The organism is Leptospira yanagawae serovar Saopaulo str. Sao Paulo = ATCC 700523 (genome assembly GCF_000332475.2).
Taxonomy (GTDB): domain Bacteria; phylum Spirochaetota; class Leptospiria; order Leptospirales; family Leptospiraceae; genus Leptospira_A; species Leptospira_A yanagawae.
Genome location: NZ_AOGX02000015.1, coordinates 499,611 through 524,062, shown reverse-complemented (window position 1 = coordinate 524,062; position 24,452 = coordinate 499,611). Strand labels below are relative to the sequence as shown.

Here is a 24,452-nt window from a genome sequence, read left to right as displayed (position 1 = left end):
ATCATTCCTGAAAGTCAGTGAGTAAATTACTTGTTTTATTGGTAAGGTCAATTCGGATGATCGCAGTCCTTCCCTCGTCGATATAGGTTAGGTCATCAAAAGATAATTTTTTTGCCATAAAGATTCCACGGCCATGTGTTTTGAAGGCATTTTTCGTCATCGCTTCAATCGACAAATACCGTTTCCAATCAAAACCCTTTCCTTGGTCGCTGATTCGAATTTCGATCCGTTCCTCATTCCTTTCAAAACTAACCTTTACAAATTTGTCTTTGTATTCAGGTGTATCCAGCCTACGAAAGATTTCTTCCATCAACTTATCATTGTCATGGAGTTCCGATTTTTCTTGGTAAGAAATTCCTAAATTTCCATGTTCGATGGCATTGTTTAAAATTTCCATAATACCGGTTAACACACGTTCTGGATCAGGGCAAGCATTGGCAAGTAATGGTGCCAGTTCATGTGATTCACGAATCGAACGAATCCGAAATTCGCCGGTGATCATATGACGAAGTGCTCCCATTCCTTTGTGCAAATCTTCTTTTGCTCTTTGTAATTTGATAAAATGTTCTACTGCGGTTTGGACAATACGAACGAGTAATGCTCGTGAATATGGTTTGGTTAAATAATAAAAGGCACCAGCATCAAGCCCTTCCGTCATATCCGTGATGGAACTCATTGCAGTTTGAAATATAACGGGAATGTCTCTGTATTTTTCCGAACGTTTGATTTTTTTTAAAAGTTCGATTCCATCCATCTTTGGCATCAATCGATCCAAAATAATGGCATGAAATAAGATGGATCCGGAATTTAAAATTTGAAACGCTTCTTCTCCATCTTTTGCTTTAACAACTGTAAATCCCTTGTCTGACAAAGATTCATCGATGATCATCAAATTGATCATTTCATCATCAACGGCAAGTAAATTGATCATCTGATTCCTTCACGGGAACATGGTATTAACATTGTAAAAACAGCTCCCTTATCTTCATGATTTTCTGCATACAACAGACCGCTATGATCATTAACGATTTCTCTTGAAATTGACAAACCGAGTCCTGTTCCTTTTGTTCCCGCTTTCACTTGTTTCGATTGGATGAACTTTTCAAAGATTTTATCAAGATCCTCAGGTGGGATTCCTGGACCAAAATCTCTAATTTGTATGCCAATCCCTATGACATAGGACTGAGATTTTCTAGGAATAAATTCTCTTTTTATCAAACTGATCTCTATATTAGTATCATTTGGAATGAATTTTAATGCATTGGAGATGATATTTCTAATCACTTGTTGGATGCGCTCATAATCAAATTCCGCTTCCCAACGCTCTTCCTTATCAAGTAAAACAACTGTGATCCCTCTTTTTTCCAAAATTGCTCGCATTTCATTGATCACAAACTTAGTAGTTTCTTTTAAACAGTTCTTTTCGAACAAATATCGCATTTTACCAGATTCTAGTTTGGCAATATCAAGTAAGTTTTCCAAAAGAGAAAGTAGTCGTTTGCCAGAAGAATCAATGATTTGGAAGTATTCCTTTATTTTTTCAGGAGTAACAGTCGCCGACTTTTCTGCACCAAGTTCTGCATAACTTAAAATGGCATGGATGGGTGTTTTTAACTCATGAGAAATATTCGCAAGAAAAAGTGATTTCATATAGGATGCTTCTTCTGCAATATTTTTGGACATCTTTAGGTCCATCGTTTGGCTTTCTACCAAATCTTCTAAATGATTTCTGTATTGATAAAGTTCTTCTTCTTGCAGTTTCCTTTGGCTAATGTCTCTGAGAATTCCAGTAAACATTTTTCCCGTTTTGGTTTTAAATTCACCAACGGAAAGTTCACAAGGAAACACTTCACCTGATTTCCGTTGTGCGAACACTTCCCTTCCCACTCCGATGATATGAGTCTCTCCCGTTTCTTTATATCGTCGCAAAAATCCGTCGTGTTTGTCTTTGTATTCAGGAGGAATGATGATGGTTACATTTTTTCCGATAACTTCTTCTTGTTTGTATCCAAATGTATTTTCTGCAGTTTTGTTAAAAAACTGAATGATCCCTTCGTCATTGATGATCACAATGGAATCGGCTGCATTTTGTGCCATGGAAAGAAACCTGGATTCACTTTCTAAAAAAGCGTTCTCCAATCGTTTTCGTTCCGTGATATCACGATGGTTGGACATGATAAAACCATCATACAGAACCACAAATCGAACTTCCACATGACGAATGTTTGGTTCATCTCCGTAAGAATACTCTTTCCAAAACACCAAACTTTTTTTCTCAGTAAGGTATGCGAGTGCTTCTGAAGTAATCTCTCTTAAATAAGGAGGTAAACCAACACTGATGTGTTGGCCAAGTAAGAGTTCTGGTTTGTCACCTATGTTCACAAACCGAGATGTTTTATAATCTACAATGATCCCTTCTCGATTGATTTTTAGCCAAAAATCAGGATTCGACCGGAGTAAATTTTCTAATTCCCGGAGCACCTCTTCGTGAGGAAAAGCAGATGGGTTTTGCCAAATTCGAGATATGGGAGAATTAGAGGGCATCAAGTACTGTCCTAATGAGGAATCTAGGAAACATTGTCTTTTTCGGAAAGAAATTGTAAGAAATCGTAGGGAAAAAAGAATCAACGTAAGGATTTTTCCCTTGTTTTACCACCACCTGATCAAACCCATATTATTCCATTTAGACCCTGAATCAGCACACCATTTAGTCGCTACCTTTCTTACTTTATCCAAAAAAATTCCCTTTTTCCATAAAACACTGTCTGTCATCTTTCAATATCCTTCTAGTCGATTGGAACAAACCATCCATGGAATTCGATTCCCAAATCCGGTCGGACTTGCTGCTGGTTTTGATAAAACAACCGAACTATTTCCAACCATGATCCATATGGGATTTGGATTTATCGAAGTAGGAACCATCACAGCCAAAGCACAATCAGGAAATGAAAAACCAAGGCTCTTTCGGTTTCCTAAATCCAAAGCACTGGTAAACAGAATGGGTTTTAACAATCCAGGTGCAGACCAAACCGAAATCAATTTAAAGAACCAACAAAAGTTGGGAGTGAGAGGGATCAATGCTGGTAAATCCAAGGTCACAGCCTTGGAAGACGCAGTAAGTGATTATGTATACACTTTAAAAAAACTAATCCCTTACGGTGATTATGCGGTGATCAATATCAGTTCACCCAACACCCCAGGTTTACGCTCTCTACAATCCAAACAGAGTTTGATCGATCTCATCCAAGGAATCCAAAAGGAATTCCAAAACTCGTTTCCTATTCCATTGTATTTAAAATTTGCTCCCGACTTAACGGAAGAAGAACTCATTGAAAATCTCAAAGTATGTTTGGATTACAAAATTAGTGGAGTGATCCTCACGAATACTACACTCGACAAACAAAACCTAGGTGAAGAAAATCCTCCAGAGGGTGGATTGTCTGGTGGACCACTTTTCGAAAAATCACTTCGTTTTGTTTCCCTAGCTTATCAAACCTTACAGGGAAAAATTCCAATCATTGGTGTTGGTGGGATCGACACACGAGAAAAAGCACTTCAGATGATGGAAGCAGGTGCCAACCTCATCCAAATTTATACTGGTTACATCTATGAAGGTCCTTTTTTACCCTTTCAAATCTGTTCTTACTTAGACAAAGTTGTGAAAGAAAGAGGTTACCAATCGATCAGCCAACTCGTTGGCTCTGGAAAAATCAAATGACTTCAACAAAACCAAACAATACAATCTGCACTCATTTTGGTACTTGTGGTGGTTGTAATTACCTCGATATCGATTATACAAAAGAACTTCGTAAAAAAGAACAAAACATCAAAGAATTATTTAAGGCATATCGCCACGTAGAATTTAAAACGATTGTTCCAAGTCCATCTCCTGAATACTACCGTCACAAAATCCAACTTCCCTTTGGCCGCCGTAATGTAGGAAACAAAACCTTACTCACACTTGGACTTTTTAATAAAGAAGCTTCCTTCGTCCTCGACCAAACAGAATGCCAAATCCAGGACCCAGGACTCACAGAAGTTGCACTTGCCGTCAAACAATGGGCAAGGCGAGAAGGACTATTACCTTATAATGAAAAATCCAAACGAGGTATGATGAAGTACCTTGTGGCTAGGAAATCAATTTCCACTGGAGAAATCATTTTAGGAATTGTCACCGCAAAAGAAGACCTTCCCCATGCAAAGGATGCTTCCAAAAGACTTCATACTGCCATCCAAAATCGAATCGGAAAAACAGGAAAGTTTGGAAAATTAGTGGGGATCATTCACAACATCAATACCAAACACACAACCATGGCACTTGGTCGCGAAGAACATCTGTTATGGGGTAGACCCTACATCCACGAACATTTTGGAAAACATAAATTCCGAGTCGGACTTTCCACCTTTTTACAGGTAAACCCCATCCAAACTCCTAGTTTGTACAATTTGGTATTAGATGAAATCGAAAAGGATTCACGTGTAATCGATGCTTATTCAGGAATCGGAACTATTTCCTTTTGGATTGCAAACCAAAGTAAAGAAGTACTTGGGATCGAAGAAAATCCAAATTCTCATAGAACTGCTCTCGAATCATTAAAATACAATAAAGTACATAATGTTCGGTTTCGAAAAGGTAGAGTCGCAGAAGTTTTACCAACTTTATATGGAAAAAATTACGACACCATTGTTCTCGATCCTCCACGAACTGGCCTCGGACAAGAAGTGATCGAAACCATCCTAGGAATGGGTTTCAAAAAAATTGTTTATGTATCGTGTGATCCATTGAGTCTCAGGGAAGATTCCATTTTACTCACCAAACAGTATTTTTTAAATTCCTTACAGCCGGTTGATATGTTCCCAAGAACTGACCACGTAGAAACTGTTGCAGTTTTTCGGAATAAAAATCTCACATAACGTCAGCTACAAACTCAGATGCCTTTTTGCTAAATGCCATAATGGTAAAACTGGGATCCACACTAACACCCGTAGGAAACACGGAGGAATCAGCCACAAACAAATTTTGAAACCCATGGACTTGGTGTTTGGAATTCACAACGGAAGTGTCGTTCGATTTTCCCATCCTACAACCTCCTGCCGGGTGTGGGGCTGCCATTGGAAACTCAGCTGGCCTCCAAGCAAGGGCATCAATCTCTTCTTTATTTGGTAATTTTGTGAATTTGCGTAGTTTCATCCCAGCAAGGAATACTTCTTTGGCACCCGCTTCAAAATTCAATTTCATCTGTTTGTATGTCAGATCGCTGAATATTTGTTTGGTGATTTTACCAAATGGATAATTTACCTTTGTTTTTCCAAACAAATCCACTTGGATCGAACCAAGTTCACCCTCTACATCATCAATCCAACCGATGGTCCCACCCAAATATTCCAATTGTTTCATATAACGGAAGTGGTCTTTTCCGAAACTTGGTATGAGAGCGGCAAGGGTAGCTGGTTGCAATTGGTTTGGCATCAGCATATACCCACCTTCTATGTACGAACCATTTTGGAACTTGGCCAACCGAAACCCTTCAACACCATAAGCCGCAGGGATATTTCGCCACTGAACAATTGGCTCTTCATATAACGCATGTACCATGGGGGAAGGATTGATTGCCAAAAATTCACCAAGCGCCGGCAGTCTTTTTTTCAATCCATTCTTTAATAAAAATTTACTACTCCCAAACCCTCCCGCTGAAACACAAACCGCTTTGGATTGGAAACGAAGTTTGGTTTGGGTTGGTTTTAAAGTTCCTCTATCGATGGCCACTGCCACAAGTCCTTTCACTTGGTTTCCCACAATTTCCAAACGCTCCGCTCTTAGATCAGTGTAAACATCGGTTCCGAGTCGAACAGCATTTGGGATATGAGTGATGAGTTGGGATTGTTTCGCACCAAAAAGGCAACCTTGCATACAGTGGCCAGATTTTTGGCAATTTTTCCTGGCTTGTGGGACGGCATGCCCTTCCCAACCTAATCGTTGTGATGCGTTCCGAAACAACCGATTCATAGGATTGAAGTATTCTTCCGTGGCAGGAGATACATGTAAGTCAGATTCTAATTCACTCCAATATGGATTTAAATCTTCAGGAAGGTGGTGTTCGATACCATACTTTCGATTCCACAAAAGTAAACGATCTTCAGGTGTGCGGTAACTATCAGCCCAGTAGTGCACGGAGGCCCCTCCTAAATTGTTACCATATACCAAGTTGATCCCACCATCACTGGTCGTATGAAAATTCCTTTCTGCAGAAACTTTCCCTGCCATGTTCAATTCATTATTATCAAAGGTGCCAGTATGGTAATTTCCACCTTGTTCGAGTAATGCGACCTTGATCCCCTTTTTGGAAAGTTCATAAGCCATGGTTGCCCCACCACAACCAGAACCAATCACCACCACATCCACTTGGACCACTTCCCCTGGTTCGTAACTTTTGTAATCTCGATTCATTCCTATTTTTTTCATCTTATACCGAATTTCCTTTGAGTAAATTTTGGTAATGGAGGCGGGCTTCACTCCATTTTTCAGGTGGATTGGCAAAGGGACCAGGGTAGGAAATGGAATCCCAAGTTGATTTATGACCATAGTAAACCAGGAACACCAAAAGTTTTAAATTTCCCACAACCGCGCGAATTGTATCCGAATCTGTTTCTGCAATTGATTCTAAAAATTGAATCCTTACTTCTTTTTCCAAATTTGAAAAACATCGAAATTTCCCATAGAATATTGGTAAATATTCTAATACCATAACTGCTGCGTGGAAATCTTCCTGGATTTCGTCGGCAACAAAGTACAATTCCTCATCCAATCTTCGCATAACACTTGCTTCTTCCAAGTTAGGCATCCCAGGTTCGTCAATGGGTAACACTACTTCTACAAAACTAGTGACCGTTTTGATTTCTGAATCACTAAAATAAAAATATTGGATTTTGGATTTGATCCCGGCACAAAATAATAACAACGCGAGAAAGGACTTTCTAGAGATAGAATACATATAACCTTCCTTGGAATTTTTCTTCTTTTACCAAATTGTTTACCGGTTTAGCCATAAACTGAAAAAAAGCGTCTCCACCTGCTGTCATATCCCAAATCTCTCCCCGAAAAAATACATTCATTCCCAATTTAACATTTGGATTTTTTAGGCGACCCATCATTGCATATTTTTTCCAAGCCGATTTTTCGGTGATGGTTCCAATATCTTTGGGATTGATATCTTTTGGATTCGCATAACCGTTGTAACCATTCCATTTTTCCGACCAAACATGTTTTGGGGCGACAAAAGATGGAACGATTACAATTTCAGCTTCAGATTGTGTTAGTTCTTGGTAGACTTCTGGAAACCAAGAATCAGCACAGACCATGGTGTATAACTTTCCCAATGGAGTTCTGTACGTTGGATTTTCATTTAACTTCCCTTCGCTTATAAACTGTTTTTCTTCCGCAATGGGAAAAAGTTTCCGAACAATTTGGTCATCCACTCGGCCATCAGGATGGAAATAAAAACTCACATTTTCAAGTGGACCATCCGTTGGTGTGATTTTCCCTTCTACTACTTTGGGGTGGGGCAAAACAATAGAACCCGCGACAATCGCGACTCGGTATTCACGAGCCAACCGCGAAAAAATCGACTGGTAACGATCCGTCATTTGCCAAGCCTTCATCCGAAAGAGTGTTTCTTTTAGATGATCAGTTGAATAGGAAGGACTGAAGGCATAATGCCAGAGGAAGGAACCAATGTTTAGTTTCACCAATTCTTCCATGGCTTCGCTGATGGTTTCCTTTTCAAAAATGGATTTGTCTTCGGATGTTACCACAAACCATGTTCCGATGTATTCGGGCAAAACAATGATGGTTCGGTCGACAAAGATGTTCTCGTTGTCTTTAGCCTTTTGGAAGTATTCTCTTATACTCAAATAAAAACTTTCTTCTGTAGCGTAACTGTATTTGTTCAGATAGGGTTCGATGCCAATGACTGTGCCTCGTTTTCCTTTTCCTTCCGTTTGTTGGTAAAAAATTGGTTTTGGAAGTTTTGCAGATAGTGAAGTGGACTCGTGTGGTTGTTTTTTGCATTGGAGTGTCAAAATTGTCAGGCATAGAAAAACAGAAAAAGAGACAAAAAAACGCATCCACCAAATCTACTACACAACTTCGTTTCAGACAATATTTAATTGTGTTCTTAGTTTTTTCTTTTATTTTGACCTTATTCTATGAAAGAGAAACCTGCTCCCAAAAAAATCGTTCTCGCTTACTCAGGTGGACTCGACACCTCCGTCATCCTTGCTTGGTTGAAAGATACCTATGGATGTGAAGTCATCGCTTTTTGTGCCGATGTTGGCCAAAAAGAAGAATTAACAGGCCTTGAAGAAAAAGGAAAAAATACAGGAGCTTCAAAAGTATACATCCAAGACTTACGTTTAGAATTTGCTCGCGATTTTATTTTCCCTGCAATCCGCGGAAATGCGATCTATGAAATGCGATACTTACTCGGAACTTCTCTTGCAAGGCCTCTCATTGCAAAAGCTATGGCTGAGGTTGCCAAAAAAGAGGGAGCAGATGCATTCTCTCACGGCGCCACTGGAAAAGGAAACGACCAAGTACGTTTTGAACTCACCTTCAAAGCCCTTTCACCTAACTTACAAATCATTGCTCCATGGAGGACATGGAATTTTGGTGGCCGAGCTGATTTAATTGAATATGCAAAGAAAAAAGGAATCCCTGTCCCTGTAACAGCCGCTAAACCTTATAGTATGGACAGAAACCTAATGCACCTTTCCTTTGAAGGCGGAATTTTGGAAGATCCATACAACGAGCCAAAAGAAGATATGTTTATCCTCACCGTGTCTCCAGAAAAAGCACCTGATAAACCAACCTATTTGGAATTGGATTTTGAAAATGGAGACTGTGTTGCCATCGATGGAAAAAAAATGAACCCTCTTGAAGTGATGGAAACCTTAAATGATTTAGGTGGAAAAAACGGAGTGGGTCGTGTGGATATCGTAGAAAACAGACTTGTTGGTATCAAGTCTCGAGGAGTTTATGAAACACCCGGTGGTACCATCTTACATATTGCACACCGTGACTTAGAATCCATCACTCTCGACCGTGATACCCAACACAAAAAAGACGAACTTTCGCAAGAGTTTGCTCGTTATATTTATAATGGCCAATGGTATTCCAACCAAATGAATGCCCTACGAGCTTATATGGATTACACACAAAAATTTGTGAATGGAACCGTTCGGATTAAATTGTACAAAGGAAACTGCACTGTTGTAGGAAGAAAATCCAACAAATCATTGTACAACGCTGGCCTTTCCACTTTTGAGAAAGAAGAATTGTACAATCAGTACGATGCCGAAGGGTTTATCAATTTGTACGGCCTTCCAATGAAAGAATGGGCAAGGGTGAACCATTAAGATGAAAAATATCGCCGTATACCCAGGTTCATTTGATCCATTTACGAATGGGCATTTAGACATTATACGGCGTGCCCATCCTCTTTTTGAAGAGATCATCATCGCTGTTGCCATCAATTCCAAAAAAACATCCCTTTTCTCTCCTGAAGAACGAGTGGAGATGATTGGAAAAGTCTTTCATGGTTGGGACAAAATCAAAATAGATTCGTTTGAAGGCCTTACCGTGGATTATTGTAAGGAAAAAAATTCAAGGGTCATTCTTAGAGGTCTTCGTGCCGTAACCGATTTTGATTATGAATATGCGATTTCTCTCATGAACAAAAAATTAGCCCCCGAAATCGAAACTTATTTCTTAATGGCAGACAATGAGTACTCTTTTGTGTCTTCCACAATCGTCAAAGAAGTAGCAAGACACGGCAGAGCGGTATCCAACCAAGTCCCTGATGTGGTCGGCGAAGCACTTGTGAAAAAATTTTCCGTTTGATCGGAACCTTGAGGGTCTATGAAAACTCGTTCTTCTACATTTTACGGTTTCACTTTGCTTCTGTTTGGATCGTTGGGGTATTTTTTACTCCAAGCGGGCAGTGTTTTGGAAACCGCAAAAAATCTAAGTGTCACAGCGAGCGAACATCTAGACACAGAAAATTTCTTCAATCGATTTCACCACCCTCTCGCTTTACTCTTCATTCAAATCATTGTGGTTTGCGGATCTGCGCGTTTTGTCGGATACCTATTCACAAGAAAATTAAAACAACCTTCCGTGATGGGAGAAATTGTGGCAGGGATTTTACTTGGACCATCTCTCCTTGGGTATTACTTTCCGGAAACGATGGGATTTTTATTCCCACCAGCCAGTCTTCCAACACTTGGTACCTTAAGCCAAATTGGACTGGTTTTGTTTATGTTCATCATCGGAATGGAGTTAGATCTTTCTGTTCTCAAAAACAAAGCCCATTCCGCAATTATCATCAGTCATGCGAGTATTATTTTTCCCTTCTTTTTGGGAATGACTTTGGCGTATTATTTTTATACGGACTATGCACCTGAGAATGTAGGATTTTTATCTTTTTCTCTTTTTATGGGAATTGCAATGAGTATTACCGCATTTCCTGTACTTGCTCGCATTTTGCAAGAAAGGAATCTTACGCGGACACCGCTCGGGGCTATGGTCCTCACTTGTGCCGCAGCCGATGATATCACTGCTTGGATCCTTCTTGCTATCATTGTCACAATTTCCAAAGCAGGTAACCTCAACACGGCACTGTTCACAATTGGTCTTTCATTTGCGTACATACTCACCATGATTTATCTTGTGGCACCCTTTCTCAAACGATTGGGTTCCATTTATATTTCCAGAGAAAACCTAACAAGAACAGCCGTTGCTCTCATTTTGATGATTCTATTTTTATCATCATTAACAACCGAAGTGATCGGCATCCATGCACTGTTTGGTGCCTTCCTTGCTGGAGTGATCATGCCAGCAGAAGGGAACCTAAAAAAACTCATCGCTGAAAAAATTGAAGACATTGCCGTTATTTTATTCCTTCCGATTTTCTTTGTCATCACAGGTCTCAGAACAGAAGTTACCCTTCTCAATGGTTCTCACCTTTGGCTCGTATTCGGATTGGTTTTACTTGTTGCAGTGGTTGGAAAGTTCATTGGAAGTGCTTTTGCCGCAAGGATTGCTGGTTCCAATTGGGAAGATTCTCTTTCCATTGGGGCACTCATGAATACCCGAGGCCTTATGGAACTTGTCGTACTCAATATTGGGTATGACCTTGGGATCTTAAGTCCAGAAATCTTTGCCGTTTTTGTTCTTATGGCACTGGTGACAACACTATCCACCGGACCACTACTTGATGGAATCCAAAAGTTTTTTTCAAAAACAACTCATACGAGTTATCCGGAAAAACCATCTGACAGCAAACTCCGAGTCCTCGTTGCCTTTGCCCAAGAAAAGATGGGTAAAAGTTTGGTTCGATTTGCTTTTTCCCTATCCGGAAACCAAAAGAAAAATTTAGAAATCATTGCCTTACATATTTCACCTAATGACTCGTTGTCCAATGAGGAAATTCGAAAGTATCGAGATGCAAGTTTCGAAGCAATTCGCCAAACAGGCGCAAGTTTAGGAATCCAAGTCCAAACCGAATATCGTATCACCGACAATGTCACTTACGAAATTGTAAACTTTGCCAAAATCAAACATTCGGATATCCTTTTGATAGGTGCCGCAAAACCTTTGTTTTCTCGCAGTTACACCGGAGGAAAAATCAAAGGCATTCTGAATTACTGCCCGGCAACTGTGGGAGTACTCATAGACAATGGGCTCGAAACCATTGAAAAGGTGGCCATCCTTTACAAAGGGGATAAAGATCCAATCCTTGGTTTTGCTCAAAAACTCACTTCTCTCAAGGGAATGAAATCTAACAAAATTAAAGTGGAGAACCTCATCCAACCAGAAACGGATCTCAATCCTTATCCCATTGCTGTAAGCCAAATCACAGGTTATTCACTCATTCTCATCGATCTGAATGTATGGGAAGAATTGGGATTCGAAAAAATGGACCTTCTCCCCACTTCTTTTCTATTGGTACGTTTTTTAACCACCTAAAGATTCGATTGCTTTTTTCGGTTTCTCCGAGCAACTGGAGATATGGAAAGAACTTTTATCATGCTTAAACCCGATGCAGTGAAAAACAAACACATCGGGGACATCCTTCAAAGAATCGAAAAAGAAGGATTCAAAATCCTAGGAATGAAATTCCTAAAACTGAGCCTTGAAGACGCAAAACAATTTTACGCAGTCCATGCGGCTCGTCCATTTTACAATGACCTTTGCACTTACATGGCATCTGGTCCGATCGTTGCTTGTGCTCTTGAACGAGACAATGCTGTTGCACACTGGAGAGATGTGATTGGTGCGACTGACCCGAAAGAAGCAAAAGCTGGAACCATCCGAGCACTTTTTGCTGAAAGTAAGGAAGCAAATGCAGTTCACGGTTCTGATTCTGTTGCGAACGCATTACAAGAGATTGCGTTTTTCTTCAAAGGTTACGAGCTAAACTAAGCATCTTATCAATCAATAGATCGGTTCGACTGAATGAACCGGTCTCAAAGATCGTGTCAAAATCCTTTACCGAAATCCTACAAAACTCCAAACAACTTTTTGATTCTTTTTTTACTTCCTATACACCAAAACTTTTTTCTCCAAAAACTCGCATAACAGATGCTTGCCTATATAGTTTAGAAGCTGGTGGAAAAAGAATCAGACCTATATTTGTGATCAATTCCTATTTTGATTCGAAAGATTTGCCTAATTCGATTTCCGAAGTGAATAATCATTCTGTATTGCTTGCTTCCTTAGCAGTCGAATGTATCCATACATACTCACTCATCCACGATGATTTGCCTGCCATGGACAATGATGACACTCGTCGAGGAAAACCTACCTGCCACAAACAATTTGATGAAGCAACAGCCATTCTTGCAGGCGACACTCTCAACTCTCTAAGTTTTTATCTATTATCAATGATCGAAACAAATGAACTGCATTTGATTCGCGACTTAATCCAAATCCTCCACAAAGGAGCGGGAATGACAGGGATGATCCAAGGGCAGATGGAAGATATCGAAGAAGAAAAAAATCCGAGTGATACCAACAAAGAGTCCAAACTCCATTCCATCCATGAGAAAAAAACTGGAGCCTTGATCGAATCATCCTTTTTATTAGGGAACCGATTGCGCCTGGATTGGAAAGAAAGAGAATCCATTCTTTCAAGTTATGCGAAAGAAATTGGTCTTTTGTTTCAAATCACCGATGATATCTTAGATGTAGAAGGAAATTTTGCAGAACTTGGGAAAACTCCTGGTAAAGATGCCAAAGCTGGTAAATTGACTTATCCAGGTTTATTTGGAATGGAAAAAGCGAAATCACTTCGAAAAGAATCTGTAGACAAAGCAATATCGTTTGCAAAACAACTTCCTTCTTTGAACCATGAATTCTTTTTAGGTTTACCAAAGTACATTGCAGAAAGAAAAAATTAGACTCGATGAATTCCTCGTTCGCGAAGGTTATGCGAAGGATATTAAATTTGCCCAGTCCCTAATTCTTTCGGGATCAGTTCTAATCAATGATGTAATCGTTTCCAAAGTGGGAAGCCTCGTTTCCATTAAAGACAAAGTTCGCACAAAAGAAAAAATTAAAACCTATGTTTCCCGAGGTGCCTATAAATTACTTGGAGCATTTGAGAATTGGAAAAAAATCCAAATCGATGGGAAAACTTGTATTGATTTGGGAGCTTCAACCGGAGGATTTTGTCAGGTCTTATTGGAAAAAGGAGCTTCTAAGGTTTTTGCAGTAGACGTGGGTTATGGACAGTTGGCTCAAAAAATTGCCAATGATCCCAAGGTAGTGGTTTTTGACCGAACCCATTTAAAAGAGTTACCCACTCTTCCATTAGAACCGCTTTCAGATGAAACTTGGATCACAATGGATCTAAGTTTCATCTCCCTGGTCCCAGTGTTTGGGTATTTATTACCTTTGTTTCAAAAGTTTCCTAATGTGACTTGGAAAGGTATCACACTCCTCAAACCTCAATTTGAGGTTCACCCTTCTAAACTCGAAAAAGGAATTTTAAAAAACTCGCATGATATTGGTTATACGCTTCGGTCGGTTTGGCGCAACATCAAAAGTGTAAATCCAAATGTTCGATTGAAAGGAATAAAGGAATCTCCTATCCAAGGAGCAGATGGCAATCGTGAATTTTTGATTTATTGGGAAAAAAGGGAAATGGTTAAGCCATAAATCCAGAGACGGCTTCTTTCAATTGATCGGTGGAGAAAGGTTTCATCAGATACGCATAAGACGGATTTTGGTTGATTCTCTGTTTGGATGTTTCATCTAAGAAACCTGTCAAAAACAATACTGGTACGGAAAACTGATCTCGCAAAGATTCAGCAGTTTCAATTCCATCCAATGATCCTTCTAAATTGATATCCATCAGGATGAGATCTGGTACTTTCTCTGAAACAATTTGGAACGCTTCATCCCCCGATGGTACAACTGCAATCACATGAAAACCGAAGGATTCGATTTTCTGTTTGATATTGAGTCCGAGGAATGGTTCATCCTCGACGATGAGGATGTTCTTTTTCGTCATATATGCTTTATTTTATAAGGGGGGGTCTGTTAAAAAGTAAAAATACTGTATGGCAGATAAAAGTATCAAACAACCCGAAAATGTACCAGGAAAATACTATGTCGACCAGACATGTGTTCCGTGTAACGATTGTGTCAAAGAAGCACCAAACCTTTTGGAATACAATGCGGACGAAACGCACATTTTTTTCAAAAAACAACCAACTAACCCAACGGAAGATAAACAAGCAAAAGCTGCCATGGCTATGTGCCCTGTGGACGCGATTGGGGATGATGGGGAGTGATTAACGTTTATAAAAGGATCTAATATTCGTGGCCACCACATCTGGTTTTTCCAAGTGGATGGCATGACGAATTTTGGGAATCCAAACGAGTTTACTCTTTTTGATATAAGATTTCATTTTTTCCATCATAAATGGAGGTGTGATTTGGTCTTCGGCACCTGCCAAAATTAACGTTGGGATTCGAATTTCTTTCATTTTTTCACCAAAAAAAATTTCTTCTTCTCTACGTAATGTATTCTCTTGTAAGTATTCATTTGGTTTGTCATTCCAAATAGTAACAAGCGTATGGCGAAACAAATAACCAGGCTCAGGAAACTCTTCTCCATACAAATAACGTAAAAGTAAAACCACTTGTCGTTCCGTTTTGGGAAATAAAATTTTCCGCATTTTTTCGCGTTCGGGATGTGGAATTCCACCGGGTGCAAGTAGGATCAATTTTTCCACCCGTTTGTTCGGATCGGATAATACTAGGTGTTGGGATATGAGTCCACCCATAGAATGCCCAACTAGGCAGACATGGGTCAGATTTAAAATTTCAAGACACTCCAAAAGTAATTTGGCCCAAACATCAATTTGGAAAAGGTATTTTACAAGAGGTAATTTACTTTTTCCATAACCTGGTAAATCAAATACATAGAGAGGATATCCATCATTTAACAATTCTTTGACGACTCGTCGAAATCCAAAACTTTCATCAAGTAAGCCATGAAAGAATACAATCGGTTTTTGATTTCCGTTTCCAAATTTCCAATAGAAAATTTTGTGGCCTCCCATATTGACATAAGAGGGAATTCCACCCATATTTTTCATTGATTTACGTCTCTGGGACTGATAATTTCGATAAAGGCTTCGGTAAAAAAGTTTAATCATAATGTTGGAATCAAAAATTCTAAAGCTATCGCAGCTACTTTCCCATTCCGCAAGTGGATTTCTTTTCGTCGATCTTAAATCCCGGAATGTATTGTATTGTCATGACGATTTGAAAGACCTTTTGGAAACCAATCATACCTTACCTTTTTCCATCGATTTGATCATCGACCAATCAAATGATTTGTTCTCCTATATAAAAGAAATACAAAATGGAAGTTATCCCACGTCAGTCAGTTTCAAAAAAAACAAAGAGGAAAAAATACTTGGGAATGTTCGCTTTTCCTCGTTACAAGAGTTTTTTGAAGAAACAACAGAGATTTATGTATTGTACTTAGATTGGAAAACGAAATCGGAATCAAATTCATTCAAACAAACAGATGAATTTGAAATTCCATTTTTAAAAACCGATTCGTTTGGGAACATCTTGTATGCGAATCCAAGATTTTTGGATTTTTTCTCACTCAACATCGACCAAATACGAAAAAAATCTATTTTTGAAATCCTGTCCCTTTCCGACGAAACAAAACAAAATTTATTAAAAGAAAACATAAAAGAAAATTTAGAAATCCAATCGGGTTTTGGTGAAAAACAAAAATTCCAACTCCAAAGTTTTATCACAAATCAAGGAAATCCAACAAACCAGGAAATCACGATTTTATTATTAGATCTTTCCATCATACAAAATGCTGAACAAACAATTAAGTATGGCGAAGATAAACTCAGAACATTTTTTGCTACTATCAATAATGGATTCGTGATCGTAAACCAAGAAGCAATTATATTGGAAGTTGCTCCTATTTTTAAGTTTTTATTATTCCAGTTATTAGCATTTGAAATCGGAGAAAATATATTTCACTATTTCGATTTAGAACTCAAATCAAAACTAACTTCAGTTCTTTTAGAATCCATCAAAACACAAACTATCCAAGTGGCAGAATTTGATTTTCTATTGTTAGGCGAAGAAAAAACATTTGAAATTAAGTACATTCCTGTTAGACGATTGAATCCAAATGATAAAAAAGTGATGTTGGTATTTTCAGATATAACGGAAGCAAAACGTTTGGATCGTCAACTCATAGAATCTATGAAATTCGCAAGTATTGGAGAAATCGCTGCGGGTCTTGCACATGAGATCAACAATCCACTTCAAAGTGCACTATTGTACTTAGAAGATTTAATCACCGTGGATGAAACCGATCCTATAGAAAGAAGGAATATACTTAAAAAAATTGAATCGGCTAACTTAAGGATCCGAGACTTGGTAAAAGCCTTATTGGATTTAGGAAGGATGGAAAGTCCCAATCGAGATTTTGTATCACCTTACTATATTTTGGTGAGGACAAGCGAATTGGTAGAAGTCAGTTGTCGGAAAAAAAACATTCATTTCTCTCGACATGCTGGTCCTAATTTGCCCGGAATTTTCGTACGCTGGCAGGAAATCGAACAAGTGTTGATCAATTGTGTAGTGAACGCCATCAATGCATTATCGGAAATGGAAATTCCGCGAGAGAATCCCAAAATAGAGTTGGGAATTGATTTTGTTAAGAGTCAAAAGAAAGACTGGGTTGTTTTTTCGGTAGAAGATAATGGGCCAGGAATCGATGATGAGACATTAGAAAAGGTATTTTTACCATTGTTTACAACGAGAAGGAATAAACAAGGTACGGGTTTAGGATTATCAATCTCAAAAAAGATCATCGCTGAACATGGTGGTGAAATTTATATGAAAACCAAGGAAGGAGTTGGAACGAAAGTAGAAATTTTTCTTCCAGCTCATAGTGACGAAAATGGATAAGATACTAATCATCGATGATGAAGAAGACATTCGGATTGCCTTAAAACGTGTTTTATCACGAGAAGGATACCAAATCGAACTTTCTGAATCAGCTACAGAAGCTGTCCATAGAATTGAATCTGGCGAATCATTTTCCATCGTCATCTCCGATATTTTAATGTCGGGAATGTCAGGCATCGATTTTACTAAATTCATTGCGGACAAAAAAATCAATTTGCCTGTCATTCTCATTACAGGTAATCCTAATTTATCTTCTGCAGAGGCAGCAATTCGTTATCATGCTTACGAATACATATCAAAACCAGTTGATCGAACACAATTATTATCCGTCGTAAAACGCGCATTAGAAGTAAAAAACCAAAAAGATTCAGACTTAGAAAAATTGATGTTGTCTGAAAAATTAGAAAAAGCACTTCGTACACAAAATTTAGATTTAAACAGACAAAATGCGGCGATCTTAAATGCAACATCAGATGCTGTCATCACTATCAATCACAAATTAATCATTGTTTCTGCGAACAAGTCTAGTTTCGACATGTTTCGATATGACGCGCCATTGGATCTTATTGGACAAAATGTACGATTGTTGTTTACCGAAAATAAAATGCAAAAGTATATGAATCAAGTTTCAAATGTATTGAGTCAGGAGCCCAATAAGTCAACTTTGCAACTTTCAGATGTCACCTTACAACGATCTGATTCCTCAACATTTCTGGCAGACATTGCTATTTGTTCTTATAGTTTGGATGGGGATTCCTATTATACAGGTGTGATCCGTGATGTGACACAAAAAAAATTGATGGTGGAACAACTGATTCACTCTGAGCGAAGGGCATTTTTGTCGGTGGTTGCAGCAAGCATTGGACACGAAATCAATAATTCCCTTACAGCCATCCAAGGATTTGTCGAAATGGCTTCCCGTGAGAACGCTGATATGATGTTAAAAGATCGAGCACTGAAAGTCACTTTGAATCAAACAGAAAAATTAAGGGCACTTACTTCCAACCTATTACAACTTGGAAAATCGGTGAAATCTACAAATGAAAAATCAGAAATATTAAATTTAAATTCTGAAATTACGGCTGTCTTAAATGTGTTTAAGGAAACAGCAAAATTAAAATACTGCCAAATCAAACGCAGTGAATCAGAAGAAAACATTCCTTTCCGAATGAATTCAGATCAATTTGCACTTTTACTGTCGAATATACTATTAAATGCTGCCGATGCCACCAATAATATAGGAACCATAGAAATCAAAGCATACCTTCAAGGAAGGAAAGCCCACCTAATCATTACAGATGATGGAGAGGGTATGTCACAGGAAACCTTAGAAAAAATTTACGAACCGTATTTCACAACGAAAGAATTAGGAAAGGGAACTGGCCTTGGAATGTTTGTTGTAAAACAGATTGTGGACAATTTCGAAATCGAATTAGAAATTGATTCAACCCCAGGAAAAGGCTCTAAATTTCATTTTATTTTTCCTGAGGTTCCCGAAACCTAGTTGGTATCGTGATTTCTGGAACCAACGAATCCCAAATAGATTTTATTCGATCTCGTTACGGTAAAAACTGTAACATCATTCCATTACAAGAAGAAGCATCAACTAGGAGATACTTTCAAATCACCAATTCCAACCTAGAAGAAGTTGTTTGTATTGATGAAACTATTAATGACGACTTTGTCAAACTTTCAGAATTTTTAGATGCAAATGGAATTCATGTTCCAAAAATTTTTGAGCGAAATGATTCCCTTGGAATTCTGTGTATGTCCTTTGGAGGAAAATTAGATTTTAGTTCCCTTCAACTGAATGACTACCAAACCCAATTTCCCAAATTGATTGATTTAATCCTAAAATTACAAACTCTTGATCCACCAAGTTTTGTGAAGAATCGAAGATTTGATTCTGAAAAATTATTGTTTGAAACAAACCTCACCCTAGAAAAATTCAATGCCTTCAAAGAACGTTTCAAAATCAAAACTTCAATTTCAAATGAAGCGATTGCATTTATAGAAGAGACTGTTGCATATTTGGATCAATACAATATCAATGTTTTCACTCACCGCGATTTTCATTGCCGTAATTTATTAAGATCACCAAACTTCGATTATGTACTCATTGATTTTCAAGATGCAAGGATGGGGGTACCTCAATATGATTTGGCTTCCATTTTGTTCGATGCATATTACCCACTTCCTAGAGAATTTCGAATGGTAGTCGATCATGATAAAAGTAAATTCAAACCTTCTATTCTTGCCTGTCTCAACCAATTGGAAGAAATCATTCAATTAGGAATGTTTTCGGATTCCCTCTATATTTTTGTCAAAAGTTTACAAAATGAATTAAACTTACATAAGGACTTTCGTCAATTCAACATATGAATGCATTTGTTCTCGCTGCAGGTTTTGGAAAACGTATGGGTTCTCTAACTGAAAATACGCCGAAACCTCTTTTAAAAATTCAATCCATAACACTTTTAGATTATGCTTTGTATCTTTTGCATGTTTGGAATATCCAAAATATTTGGGTCAATACACATTATTTAGGGGAAAAGATTTTGAACCATCTAAAAAAGTTCTCTGGAATCTCATTGGTTGTTTCCCATGAATCAAATGAAATTTTAGGAACTGCTGGCGGAATTCGTACAGCGTTACCAGAGGATCACTATACCGAACCCATTTTAATCATAAATCCCGATACATTATTTTTTCCAAGTGCAGATTTTTCACCTAAAGATCGTTTAGCGAATAATAGCAAAATTCATCTTTATTTGTTACCGATTCCGGAAGGACAATCATATACTAAAATTTCAATTTCCGATGACCAAACTTTAAAATTTGGCGAAGGTAATTTTTATTATATAGGACTTGCTGTATTGGATCCGAAATGTTTACTCCATTTAGAGAAAAATCGGTATTATGATTTGTCAGATATCTTTAAGGAATGTGGCAAAAAAGGTGAAATCACTGGTGAACTTTTCCAAGGAAAAGTTTTGGATTTAGGTACAAAAGAATTATGGGAGAGTTACCAAACAAAGGATGTATTTGGTAACAAACTCACAAAGATTCAAAATTTCTTAAGTCGTTTCAATATGACTTAAAATTTCCGATTTTCGTGTTTCAAAACCTTTTTTCCCTAACAAAGCAAACATATTATTTTTGTAATCTTCCACACCTGGTTGGTCAAAGGGGTTAACACCCAACATATAACCAGAAATAGCGCATGAAAATTCATAAAAATACAATAGTTCACCTAATGTTTCTTCCGTGATGGATGGCAATGTGATTTCTAAGCATGGCACTCCCCCATCTTTATGCGCAATTAAAGTTCCAAGCATAGCACTTTGATTGACTTCAGAAAGTTTTTTCCCTGCCAAATAATTTAATCCATCATTATCATCCGTTTTTTCTGTTAGGTAAACATCTTGTTTTGGAGTTTCAACTTTGATGACAGTTTCCATAAGTTTACGTTCACCATCCTGGATGTATTGGCCCATAGAATGTAAGTCTGTTGTGAATTGTACCGATGCAGGAAAAATTCCTTTTCCAGATTTACCTTCACTTTCGCCAAACAACTGTTTCCACCATTCTGCTACATACCCTAAAGAAGGATTGTATGATACAAAAATTTCCGTAGTTTTTCCAAGAGAATACAATCCATTGCGAATGGACGCATAAAGGCATGCCAAATTCCCATCTTTAGAAGTCGTCGAAATCAGTTCAGATTCCATTTGTTTTGCGCCATCCATCAGTTTGTTGATGCTAAAGCCAGCGGCTGCAATGGGTAGTAAACCTACGGGTGTAAAAACAGAATACCTGCCTCCTATATCGTCTGGGATGACAAAAGATGGAAATCCATACTCATCGGCCAAATTTTTGAGTGCCCCTTTGGACTTGTCCGTTGTGGCAAATACACGATTTTTGATATTTTCTTTTCCGTACTTTCGTTCTAGTAAAGAGAGTAATAATCGAAATGCGATAGCAGGTTCTGTTGTAGTGCCTGACTTGGAGATCACATTGACTGAGAATTCTTTATTCTCCAAAAAAGCGAGCAATCGAAAGTGATAATCTGCATCCAAATGATGGCCCGCATATAAAATTTTAACCGTTTTCTTCTGCGATTCTGGACTGCTAAACTCAGGCGTAAGTGCTTCAATGACAGCGCGAGCCCCAAGGTAACTCCCGCCAATTCCCACTACCACGAGGTACTGAGAATGGGATTGAATCAATTCAGCTGCCTTTCGTATGGATTGCAAATCTTCTGATTTGGTTTGGCTTGGTAGGTTTACCCAACCTAAAAACTCTTTACCTAACCCCGATCGAGTGAGAACCGTTTGACGGGCTTTTTCTGCTCTATCCAATTCAACTTCCAAATTGGATTGAGAAAGAAATGGTTTCACAAAGCGATCTGAAATTTTTAGATTCGACATAACACCTGTCCTAAAATAAAGTATAGCATCGAAAGGAAGATGATGTGGATTCATTGAGAAGTAAAGAAAATTTGAATCAATTTGAACGTATATTTGGAAAAACAAATTCCCATCCACGTTTGTTTGTTGCACCCGCAAGGATCAATATCATTGGAGAACATGTAGACTATTTGGGTGGTATCGTATTACCTGCAGCGATCAACTTCTCGGTTCAAGTTTATCTTCGTCCGAACCATTCATCCTTTTATCAATTCCACTCCGTTACCTACAATGAAACCATCAAAATCGAAAAACCCTTTCGACCAAGTCCCTCTTCTCCATGGACAGATTATATATCAGGTGTCATTGTTGAAATCGAAGCACTTGGTTACGATGTGCCAGGTTTTGATCTTTTAGTGGATGGAAATATCCCACAAGGATCAGGTCTTTCTTCTTCAGCGGCGTTAGAAGTGGTCACTGGATTTGCAATTTCCGAATCTTTTGGGTTGGGAATCAAAAAGGAAACCATCGCTGTCATCGGTCAGAAGGCCGAAAACAATTTTGTGGGAACCAAATGTGGGATTATGGATCAGTTCATCATTGCTGTCGGCAAGGAAAACGATTGTATTTCGCTTAACACAGAAACACTTTCTTACTCCTACCACCATTTTGACTTAGATGATCATGAATTTTACCTCATCAATTCAAATGTAAAACACAACCTGAAAGACAGCGCTTATAACAATCGAAGGTTAGAATGTGAATCGGCTTTGGAAAAGGTACAAACAAAATACCCGAATTTTAAGCAACTTTATGATGTTACTTTATCAGAAAAGGAATTGATCGATTGTGGTCTGACCCTTAACGAACGAAAACGAACTAACCATGTCATTTCAGAGCGAGAAAGGACAAAACAAGTCATCCATGGTTTGGAAAAAAACCAGTTCTTAGAAGTTGGAAATGCTTTGTTTGCAACTCATGAATCTCTGTCAAAAAATTTCGAAGTGTCTTGTGAAGAAACTGACTTTATTGTTTCGACCCTAAAAGAATTAGGAGCCATTGGTGCGAGGATGATTGGAGGTGGGTTTGGTGGGTGCGTACTCGTACTAGACAAAAAGGATCATTTTGCTAAAATAAATGAAGAAATGAAAAAAAGTTATCAACAAAAATTTAACCTTGCGTTAGACTTCTACAAGTTTCAAATTTCAGACGGGGTGAAGGAAATTTCTATATGATCGAAAATTGGGATGAGTATACCGTCGAAAGTGGAGACTTCAAAATGGAAGTCCTACAACAAAAATTTGTCCCACTCCCTGAATCTGCCGTTTATTTCGAGTTATCCGGCGAAATCAATTTATACAATTCCCAGGTGATGAAAGAAAATCTGGAAATTTTAATTTCAAAAGGTATCCATCATATTTTTTTAAATTTCGAGCAGGTAAGTTACATCGATAGCTCAGGACTCGGCGTTTGTTTAGGAATCCATTCCAGGCTTGTCAAACAACAAGGATACATACGAATTGTATCCCCGTCGGAAAAAGTGCGTTATGTTTTAGAACTCACGAAACTGAAAAGCCTACTCCAAATTTTTCCTACATTAGAGCAGGCTGTAACCCACAGTTAAAAATAACTTGGAAACAAAAATTTTAACTTAGCAATTTGTTCTGGGTTCCGTTTCTCGGGAGCCGTCACAAGTGAAAACTTTGTACTTCCCACCAAACTCGTATCATCCGACTTTCCTAATAAATCTATCAATGTTGATAAAAGTTTTTTTGCGGTTTCCGCATTGGTACTTAGGTTAGCAAGAACCATCTCCAACGTTACATGGGCTTCGTCTTCTTTCCAACAGTCATAATCTGTCGACATACATACCATTTGGTATAAAATCTCAGCTTCCCTTGCGAGTTTTGCTTCTGGTAAAACTGTCATATTGATGATGTCTGCACCCCATGACCGGTACATATGGGATTCTGCTCGAGTCGAAAACAATGGTCCTTCCATACAAATTAATGTTTTGTTGCTATGGATCGGGAGATTGATTTGTTTTGCAGCTTCTTCCACTTTTTTCGCGAGGCCTGGAGAAAACGGATCGGCAAAAGGAGCATGGGCAACCATTCCATTTTCAAAGAATGTAGCATGTCTCGATTTTGTTCTATCGATGATCTGTGATGGAATCACAAAATCACGTGGTGCAATTTCTTGTCGGAGACTTCCGACGGAACTAAAGGCTATGATTTCTTCAACACCTAACTGTTTTAATGCGGCGATATTGGCACGTGCAGGAACCTCACTTGGGTTTAAAAAATGGCCCTTACCATGCCTCGGTAAAAAAGCAATTTCTTTCCCCTTAAATCGACCAATGGTGATGGTATCAGATGGTTTTCCCCATGGTGTATCCGGATGGATTTCTTTTAGAATTTCCATCCCATCAATCGAATACAAACCTGTTCCACCAATCACCCCGATTTTCACTACATTTGCCATATGAATCCTCTTAAAGTGCAGTTTTCCCCCAACGATTT

Annotated in this window: 24 protein-coding genes; 15 read left to right on the top strand and 9 right to left on the bottom strand. The window is 38.4% G+C overall.

Features of this window, described 5'->3' with window-relative positions; all coding sequences use genetic code 11:
* Position 1: 1 nt before the first annotated feature.
* Together LEP1GSC202_RS06150 and LEP1GSC202_RS06145 are read right to left on the bottom strand one after the other, a co-directional pair.
* Positions 2-931: a response regulator gene (locus LEP1GSC202_RS06150; RefSeq protein ID WP_015676486.1), complete on the bottom strand. Its 930-nt coding sequence runs from the start codon at positions 929-931 to the stop codon at positions 2-4.
* The gene (locus LEP1GSC202_RS06145) at positions 928-2,544 is read right to left on the bottom strand and encodes a sensor histidine kinase (protein ID WP_015676570.1); all 1,617 of its coding nucleotides are present in this window, start codon (positions 2,542-2,544) and stop codon (positions 928-930) included. Before LEP1GSC202_RS06145 ends, LEP1GSC202_RS06150 begins: the two co-directional genes overlap by 4 nt.
* Positions 2,545-2,644: 100 nt before the next feature.
* Between LEP1GSC202_RS06145 and LEP1GSC202_RS06140 the strand changes: the two genes are divergently transcribed.
* Together LEP1GSC202_RS06140 and rlmD are read left to right on the top strand one after the other, a co-directional pair.
* Positions 2,645-3,718 (top strand): quinone-dependent dihydroorotate dehydrogenase, encoded by a 1,074-nt coding sequence (locus LEP1GSC202_RS06140; protein WP_015677140.1) that lies wholly within the window; start codon positions 2,645-2,647, stop codon positions 3,716-3,718.
* Positions 3,715-4,914 carry a 23S rRNA (uracil(1939)-C(5))-methyltransferase RlmD gene (rlmD, locus tag LEP1GSC202_RS06135; protein ID WP_015677072.1) on the top strand — a complete coding sequence of 400 codons (1,200 nt, stop codon included), beginning with the start codon at positions 3,715-3,717 and terminating at the stop codon, positions 4,912-4,914. Before LEP1GSC202_RS06140 ends, rlmD begins: the two co-directional genes overlap by 4 nt.
* On the opposite strand, the gene LEP1GSC202_RS06130 is transcribed toward rlmD, so the two are convergent.
* Genes LEP1GSC202_RS06130 through LEP1GSC202_RS06120 form a run of 3 tightly spaced genes read right to left on the bottom strand, consistent with a single transcriptional unit; the run spans position 4,907 to position 8,124 of the window.
* Complete coding sequence (locus tag LEP1GSC202_RS06130; protein WP_015676382.1) at positions 4,907-6,463, bottom strand: FAD-dependent oxidoreductase; 1,557 nt, start codon at positions 6,461-6,463, stop codon at positions 4,907-4,909. The two genes, rlmD and LEP1GSC202_RS06130, sit on opposite strands and share 8 nt — an antisense overlap.
* Position 6,464: 1 nt before the next feature.
* Complete coding sequence (locus LEP1GSC202_RS06125) at positions 6,465-6,992, bottom strand: hypothetical protein (protein ID WP_015677545.1); 528 nt, start codon at positions 6,990-6,992, stop codon at positions 6,465-6,467.
* On the bottom strand, positions 6,976-8,124 hold the full coding sequence (locus LEP1GSC202_RS06120) for a nitrilase-related carbon-nitrogen hydrolase (RefSeq protein WP_039928282.1): 1,149 nt from the start codon (positions 8,122-8,124) through the stop codon (positions 6,976-6,978). Before LEP1GSC202_RS06120 ends, LEP1GSC202_RS06125 begins: the two co-directional genes overlap by 17 nt.
* An 81-nt stretch (positions 8,125-8,205) precedes the next feature.
* Between LEP1GSC202_RS06120 and LEP1GSC202_RS06115 the strand changes: the two genes are divergently transcribed.
* From LEP1GSC202_RS06115 to LEP1GSC202_RS06090, 6 genes are read left to right on the top strand one after another with little or no spacing between them, the layout of a single operon-like run.
* Complete coding sequence (locus LEP1GSC202_RS06115; RefSeq protein ID WP_015676837.1) at positions 8,206-9,414, top strand: argininosuccinate synthase; 1,209 nt, start codon at positions 8,206-8,208, stop codon at positions 9,412-9,414.
* 1 nt (position 9,415) lies between these two features.
* Positions 9,416-9,898: a pantetheine-phosphate adenylyltransferase gene (gene coaD / locus LEP1GSC202_RS06110; protein WP_015677103.1), complete on the top strand. Its 483-nt coding sequence runs from the start codon at positions 9,416-9,418 to the stop codon at positions 9,896-9,898.
* 18 nt (positions 9,899-9,916) lie between these two features.
* Positions 9,917-12,025: a cation:proton antiporter domain-containing protein gene (locus LEP1GSC202_RS06105; RefSeq protein ID WP_015676677.1), complete on the top strand. Its 2,109-nt coding sequence runs from the start codon at positions 9,917-9,919 to the stop codon at positions 12,023-12,025.
* A gap of 42 nt (positions 12,026-12,067) precedes the next feature.
* Positions 12,068-12,481: a nucleoside-diphosphate kinase gene (locus tag LEP1GSC202_RS06100; RefSeq protein ID WP_012387121.1), complete on the top strand. Its 414-nt coding sequence runs from the start codon at positions 12,068-12,070 to the stop codon at positions 12,479-12,481.
* A 50-nt stretch (positions 12,482-12,531) separates the two neighbouring features.
* On the top strand, positions 12,532-13,458 hold the full coding sequence (locus LEP1GSC202_RS06095) for a polyprenyl synthetase family protein (protein WP_208597397.1): 927 nt from the start codon (positions 12,532-12,534) through the stop codon (positions 13,456-13,458).
* Complete coding sequence (locus LEP1GSC202_RS06090) at positions 13,439-14,218, top strand: TlyA family RNA methyltransferase (protein ID WP_015676940.1); 780 nt, start codon at positions 13,439-13,441, stop codon at positions 14,216-14,218. The genes LEP1GSC202_RS06095 and LEP1GSC202_RS06090 overlap by 20 nt, the downstream gene beginning before the upstream one ends.
* Here the strand turns inward: LEP1GSC202_RS06090 and LEP1GSC202_RS06085 are convergent.
* A complete protein-coding gene (locus LEP1GSC202_RS06085) occupies positions 14,208-14,573 on the bottom strand; it encodes a response regulator (protein ID WP_015677376.1) in 366 nt (121 codons plus the stop codon). The genes LEP1GSC202_RS06090 and LEP1GSC202_RS06085 overlap by 11 nt on opposite strands.
* 49 nt (positions 14,574-14,622) lie before the next feature.
* On the opposite strand from LEP1GSC202_RS06085, the gene LEP1GSC202_RS06080 reads away from it, so the two are divergent.
* Complete coding sequence (locus tag LEP1GSC202_RS06080; RefSeq protein ID WP_015676628.1) at positions 14,623-14,856, top strand: ferredoxin; 234 nt, start codon at positions 14,623-14,625, stop codon at positions 14,854-14,856.
* On the opposite strand, the gene LEP1GSC202_RS06075 is transcribed toward LEP1GSC202_RS06080, so the two are convergent.
* On the bottom strand, positions 14,857-15,726 hold the full coding sequence (locus LEP1GSC202_RS06075) for an alpha/beta fold hydrolase (RefSeq protein ID WP_244147645.1): 870 nt from the start codon (positions 15,724-15,726) through the stop codon (positions 14,857-14,859).
* A 1-nt stretch (position 15,727) separates the two neighbouring features.
* Between LEP1GSC202_RS06075 and LEP1GSC202_RS06070 the strand changes: the two genes are divergently transcribed.
* From LEP1GSC202_RS06070 to LEP1GSC202_RS06055, 4 genes are read left to right on the top strand one after another with little or no spacing between them, the layout of a single operon-like run.
* Positions 15,728-17,521: an ATP-binding protein gene (locus tag LEP1GSC202_RS06070; protein WP_015676489.1), complete on the top strand. Its 1,794-nt coding sequence runs from the start codon at positions 15,728-15,730 to the stop codon at positions 17,519-17,521.
* Positions 17,514-19,025 (top strand): hybrid sensor histidine kinase/response regulator, encoded by a 1,512-nt coding sequence (locus LEP1GSC202_RS06065; protein WP_015677550.1) that lies wholly within the window; start codon positions 17,514-17,516, stop codon positions 19,023-19,025. The genes LEP1GSC202_RS06070 and LEP1GSC202_RS06065 overlap by 8 nt, the downstream gene beginning before the upstream one ends.
* Before the next feature lie 8 nt (positions 19,026-19,033).
* Positions 19,034-19,903 carry a phosphotransferase gene (locus LEP1GSC202_RS06060; RefSeq protein WP_015676996.1) on the top strand — a complete coding sequence of 290 codons (870 nt, stop codon included), beginning with the start codon at positions 19,034-19,036 and terminating at the stop codon, positions 19,901-19,903.
* Positions 19,900-20,622, top strand: coding sequence for a nucleotidyltransferase family protein (locus tag LEP1GSC202_RS06055; RefSeq protein WP_015676541.1), 723 nt, complete (start codon positions 19,900-19,902; stop codon positions 20,620-20,622). The genes LEP1GSC202_RS06060 and LEP1GSC202_RS06055 overlap by 4 nt, the downstream gene beginning before the upstream one ends.
* On the opposite strand, the gene LEP1GSC202_RS06050 is transcribed toward LEP1GSC202_RS06055, so the two are convergent.
* Complete coding sequence (locus tag LEP1GSC202_RS06050; RefSeq protein WP_015676406.1) at positions 20,599-21,951, bottom strand: glucose-6-phosphate isomerase; 1,353 nt, start codon at positions 21,949-21,951, stop codon at positions 20,599-20,601. The two genes, LEP1GSC202_RS06055 and LEP1GSC202_RS06050, sit on opposite strands and share 24 nt — an antisense overlap.
* A gap of 44 nt (positions 21,952-21,995) precedes the next feature.
* Between LEP1GSC202_RS06050 and galK the strand changes: the two genes are divergently transcribed.
* Positions 21,996-23,165: a galactokinase gene (galK, locus tag LEP1GSC202_RS06045; RefSeq protein ID WP_015677167.1), complete on the top strand. Its 1,170-nt coding sequence runs from the start codon at positions 21,996-21,998 to the stop codon at positions 23,163-23,165.
* The gene (locus LEP1GSC202_RS06040; RefSeq protein WP_015677164.1) at positions 23,162-23,554 is read left to right on the top strand and encodes an STAS domain-containing protein; all 393 of its coding nucleotides are present in this window, start codon (positions 23,162-23,164) and stop codon (positions 23,552-23,554) included. The genes galK and LEP1GSC202_RS06040 overlap by 4 nt, the downstream gene beginning before the upstream one ends.
* Here the strand turns inward: LEP1GSC202_RS06040 and mtnP are convergent.
* A complete protein-coding gene (gene mtnP / locus LEP1GSC202_RS06035) occupies positions 23,551-24,414 on the bottom strand; it encodes an S-methyl-5'-thioadenosine phosphorylase (protein WP_015676417.1) in 864 nt (287 codons plus the stop codon). The two genes, LEP1GSC202_RS06040 and mtnP, sit on opposite strands and share 4 nt — an antisense overlap.
* Between the last annotated feature and the right edge of the window lie 38 nt (positions 24,415-24,452).

Coding starts and splice junctions, on each gene's coding strand:
- LEP1GSC202_RS06150 (WP_015676486.1), bottom strand. CDS start 931: ATGATCAATTTACTTGCCGTTGATGATGAAATGATCAATTTGATGATC.
- LEP1GSC202_RS06120 (WP_039928282.1), bottom strand. CDS start 8,124: ATGCGTTTTTTTGTCTCTTTTTCTGTTTTTCTATGCCTGACAATTTTG.
- LEP1GSC202_RS06080 (WP_015676628.1), top strand. CDS start 14,623: ATGGCAGATAAAAGTATCAAACAACCCGAAAATGTACCAGGAAAATAC.
- LEP1GSC202_RS06145 (WP_015676570.1), bottom strand. CDS start 2,544: ATGCCCTCTAATTCTCCCATATCTCGAATTTGGCAAAACCCATCTGCT.
- LEP1GSC202_RS06100 (WP_012387121.1), top strand. CDS start 12,068: ATGGAAAGAACTTTTATCATGCTTAAACCCGATGCAGTGAAAAACAAA.
- LEP1GSC202_RS06085 (WP_015677376.1), bottom strand. CDS start 14,573: ATGACGAAAAAGAACATCCTCATCGTCGAGGATGAACCATTCCTCGGA.
- LEP1GSC202_RS06125 (WP_015677545.1), bottom strand. CDS start 6,992: ATGTATTCTATCTCTAGAAAGTCCTTTCTCGCGTTGTTATTATTTTGT.
- LEP1GSC202_RS06070 (WP_015676489.1), top strand. CDS start 15,728: ATGTTGGAATCAAAAATTCTAAAGCTATCGCAGCTACTTTCCCATTCC.
- mtnP (WP_015676417.1), bottom strand. CDS start 24,414: ATGGCAAATGTAGTGAAAATCGGGGTGATTGGTGGAACAGGTTTGTAT.
- LEP1GSC202_RS06130 (WP_015676382.1), bottom strand. CDS start 6,463: ATGAAAAAAATAGGAATGAATCGAGATTACAAAAGTTACGAACCAGGG.
- LEP1GSC202_RS06055 (WP_015676541.1), top strand. CDS start 19,900: ATGAATGCATTTGTTCTCGCTGCAGGTTTTGGAAAACGTATGGGTTCT.
- rlmD (WP_015677072.1), top strand. CDS start 3,715: ATGACTTCAACAAAACCAAACAATACAATCTGCACTCATTTTGGTACT.
- LEP1GSC202_RS06040 (WP_015677164.1), top strand. CDS start 23,162: ATGATCGAAAATTGGGATGAGTATACCGTCGAAAGTGGAGACTTCAAA.
- LEP1GSC202_RS06105 (WP_015676677.1), top strand. CDS start 9,917: ATGAAAACTCGTTCTTCTACATTTTACGGTTTCACTTTGCTTCTGTTT.
- LEP1GSC202_RS06050 (WP_015676406.1), bottom strand. CDS start 21,951: ATGTCGAATCTAAAAATTTCAGATCGCTTTGTGAAACCATTTCTTTCT.
- LEP1GSC202_RS06065 (WP_015677550.1), top strand. CDS start 17,514: ATGGATAAGATACTAATCATCGATGATGAAGAAGACATTCGGATTGCC.
- LEP1GSC202_RS06115 (WP_015676837.1), top strand. CDS start 8,206: ATGAAAGAGAAACCTGCTCCCAAAAAAATCGTTCTCGCTTACTCAGGT.
- coaD (WP_015677103.1), top strand. CDS start 9,416: ATGAAAAATATCGCCGTATACCCAGGTTCATTTGATCCATTTACGAAT.
- LEP1GSC202_RS06075 (WP_244147645.1), bottom strand. CDS start 15,726: ATGATTAAACTTTTTTACCGAAGCCTTTATCGAAATTATCAGTCCCAG.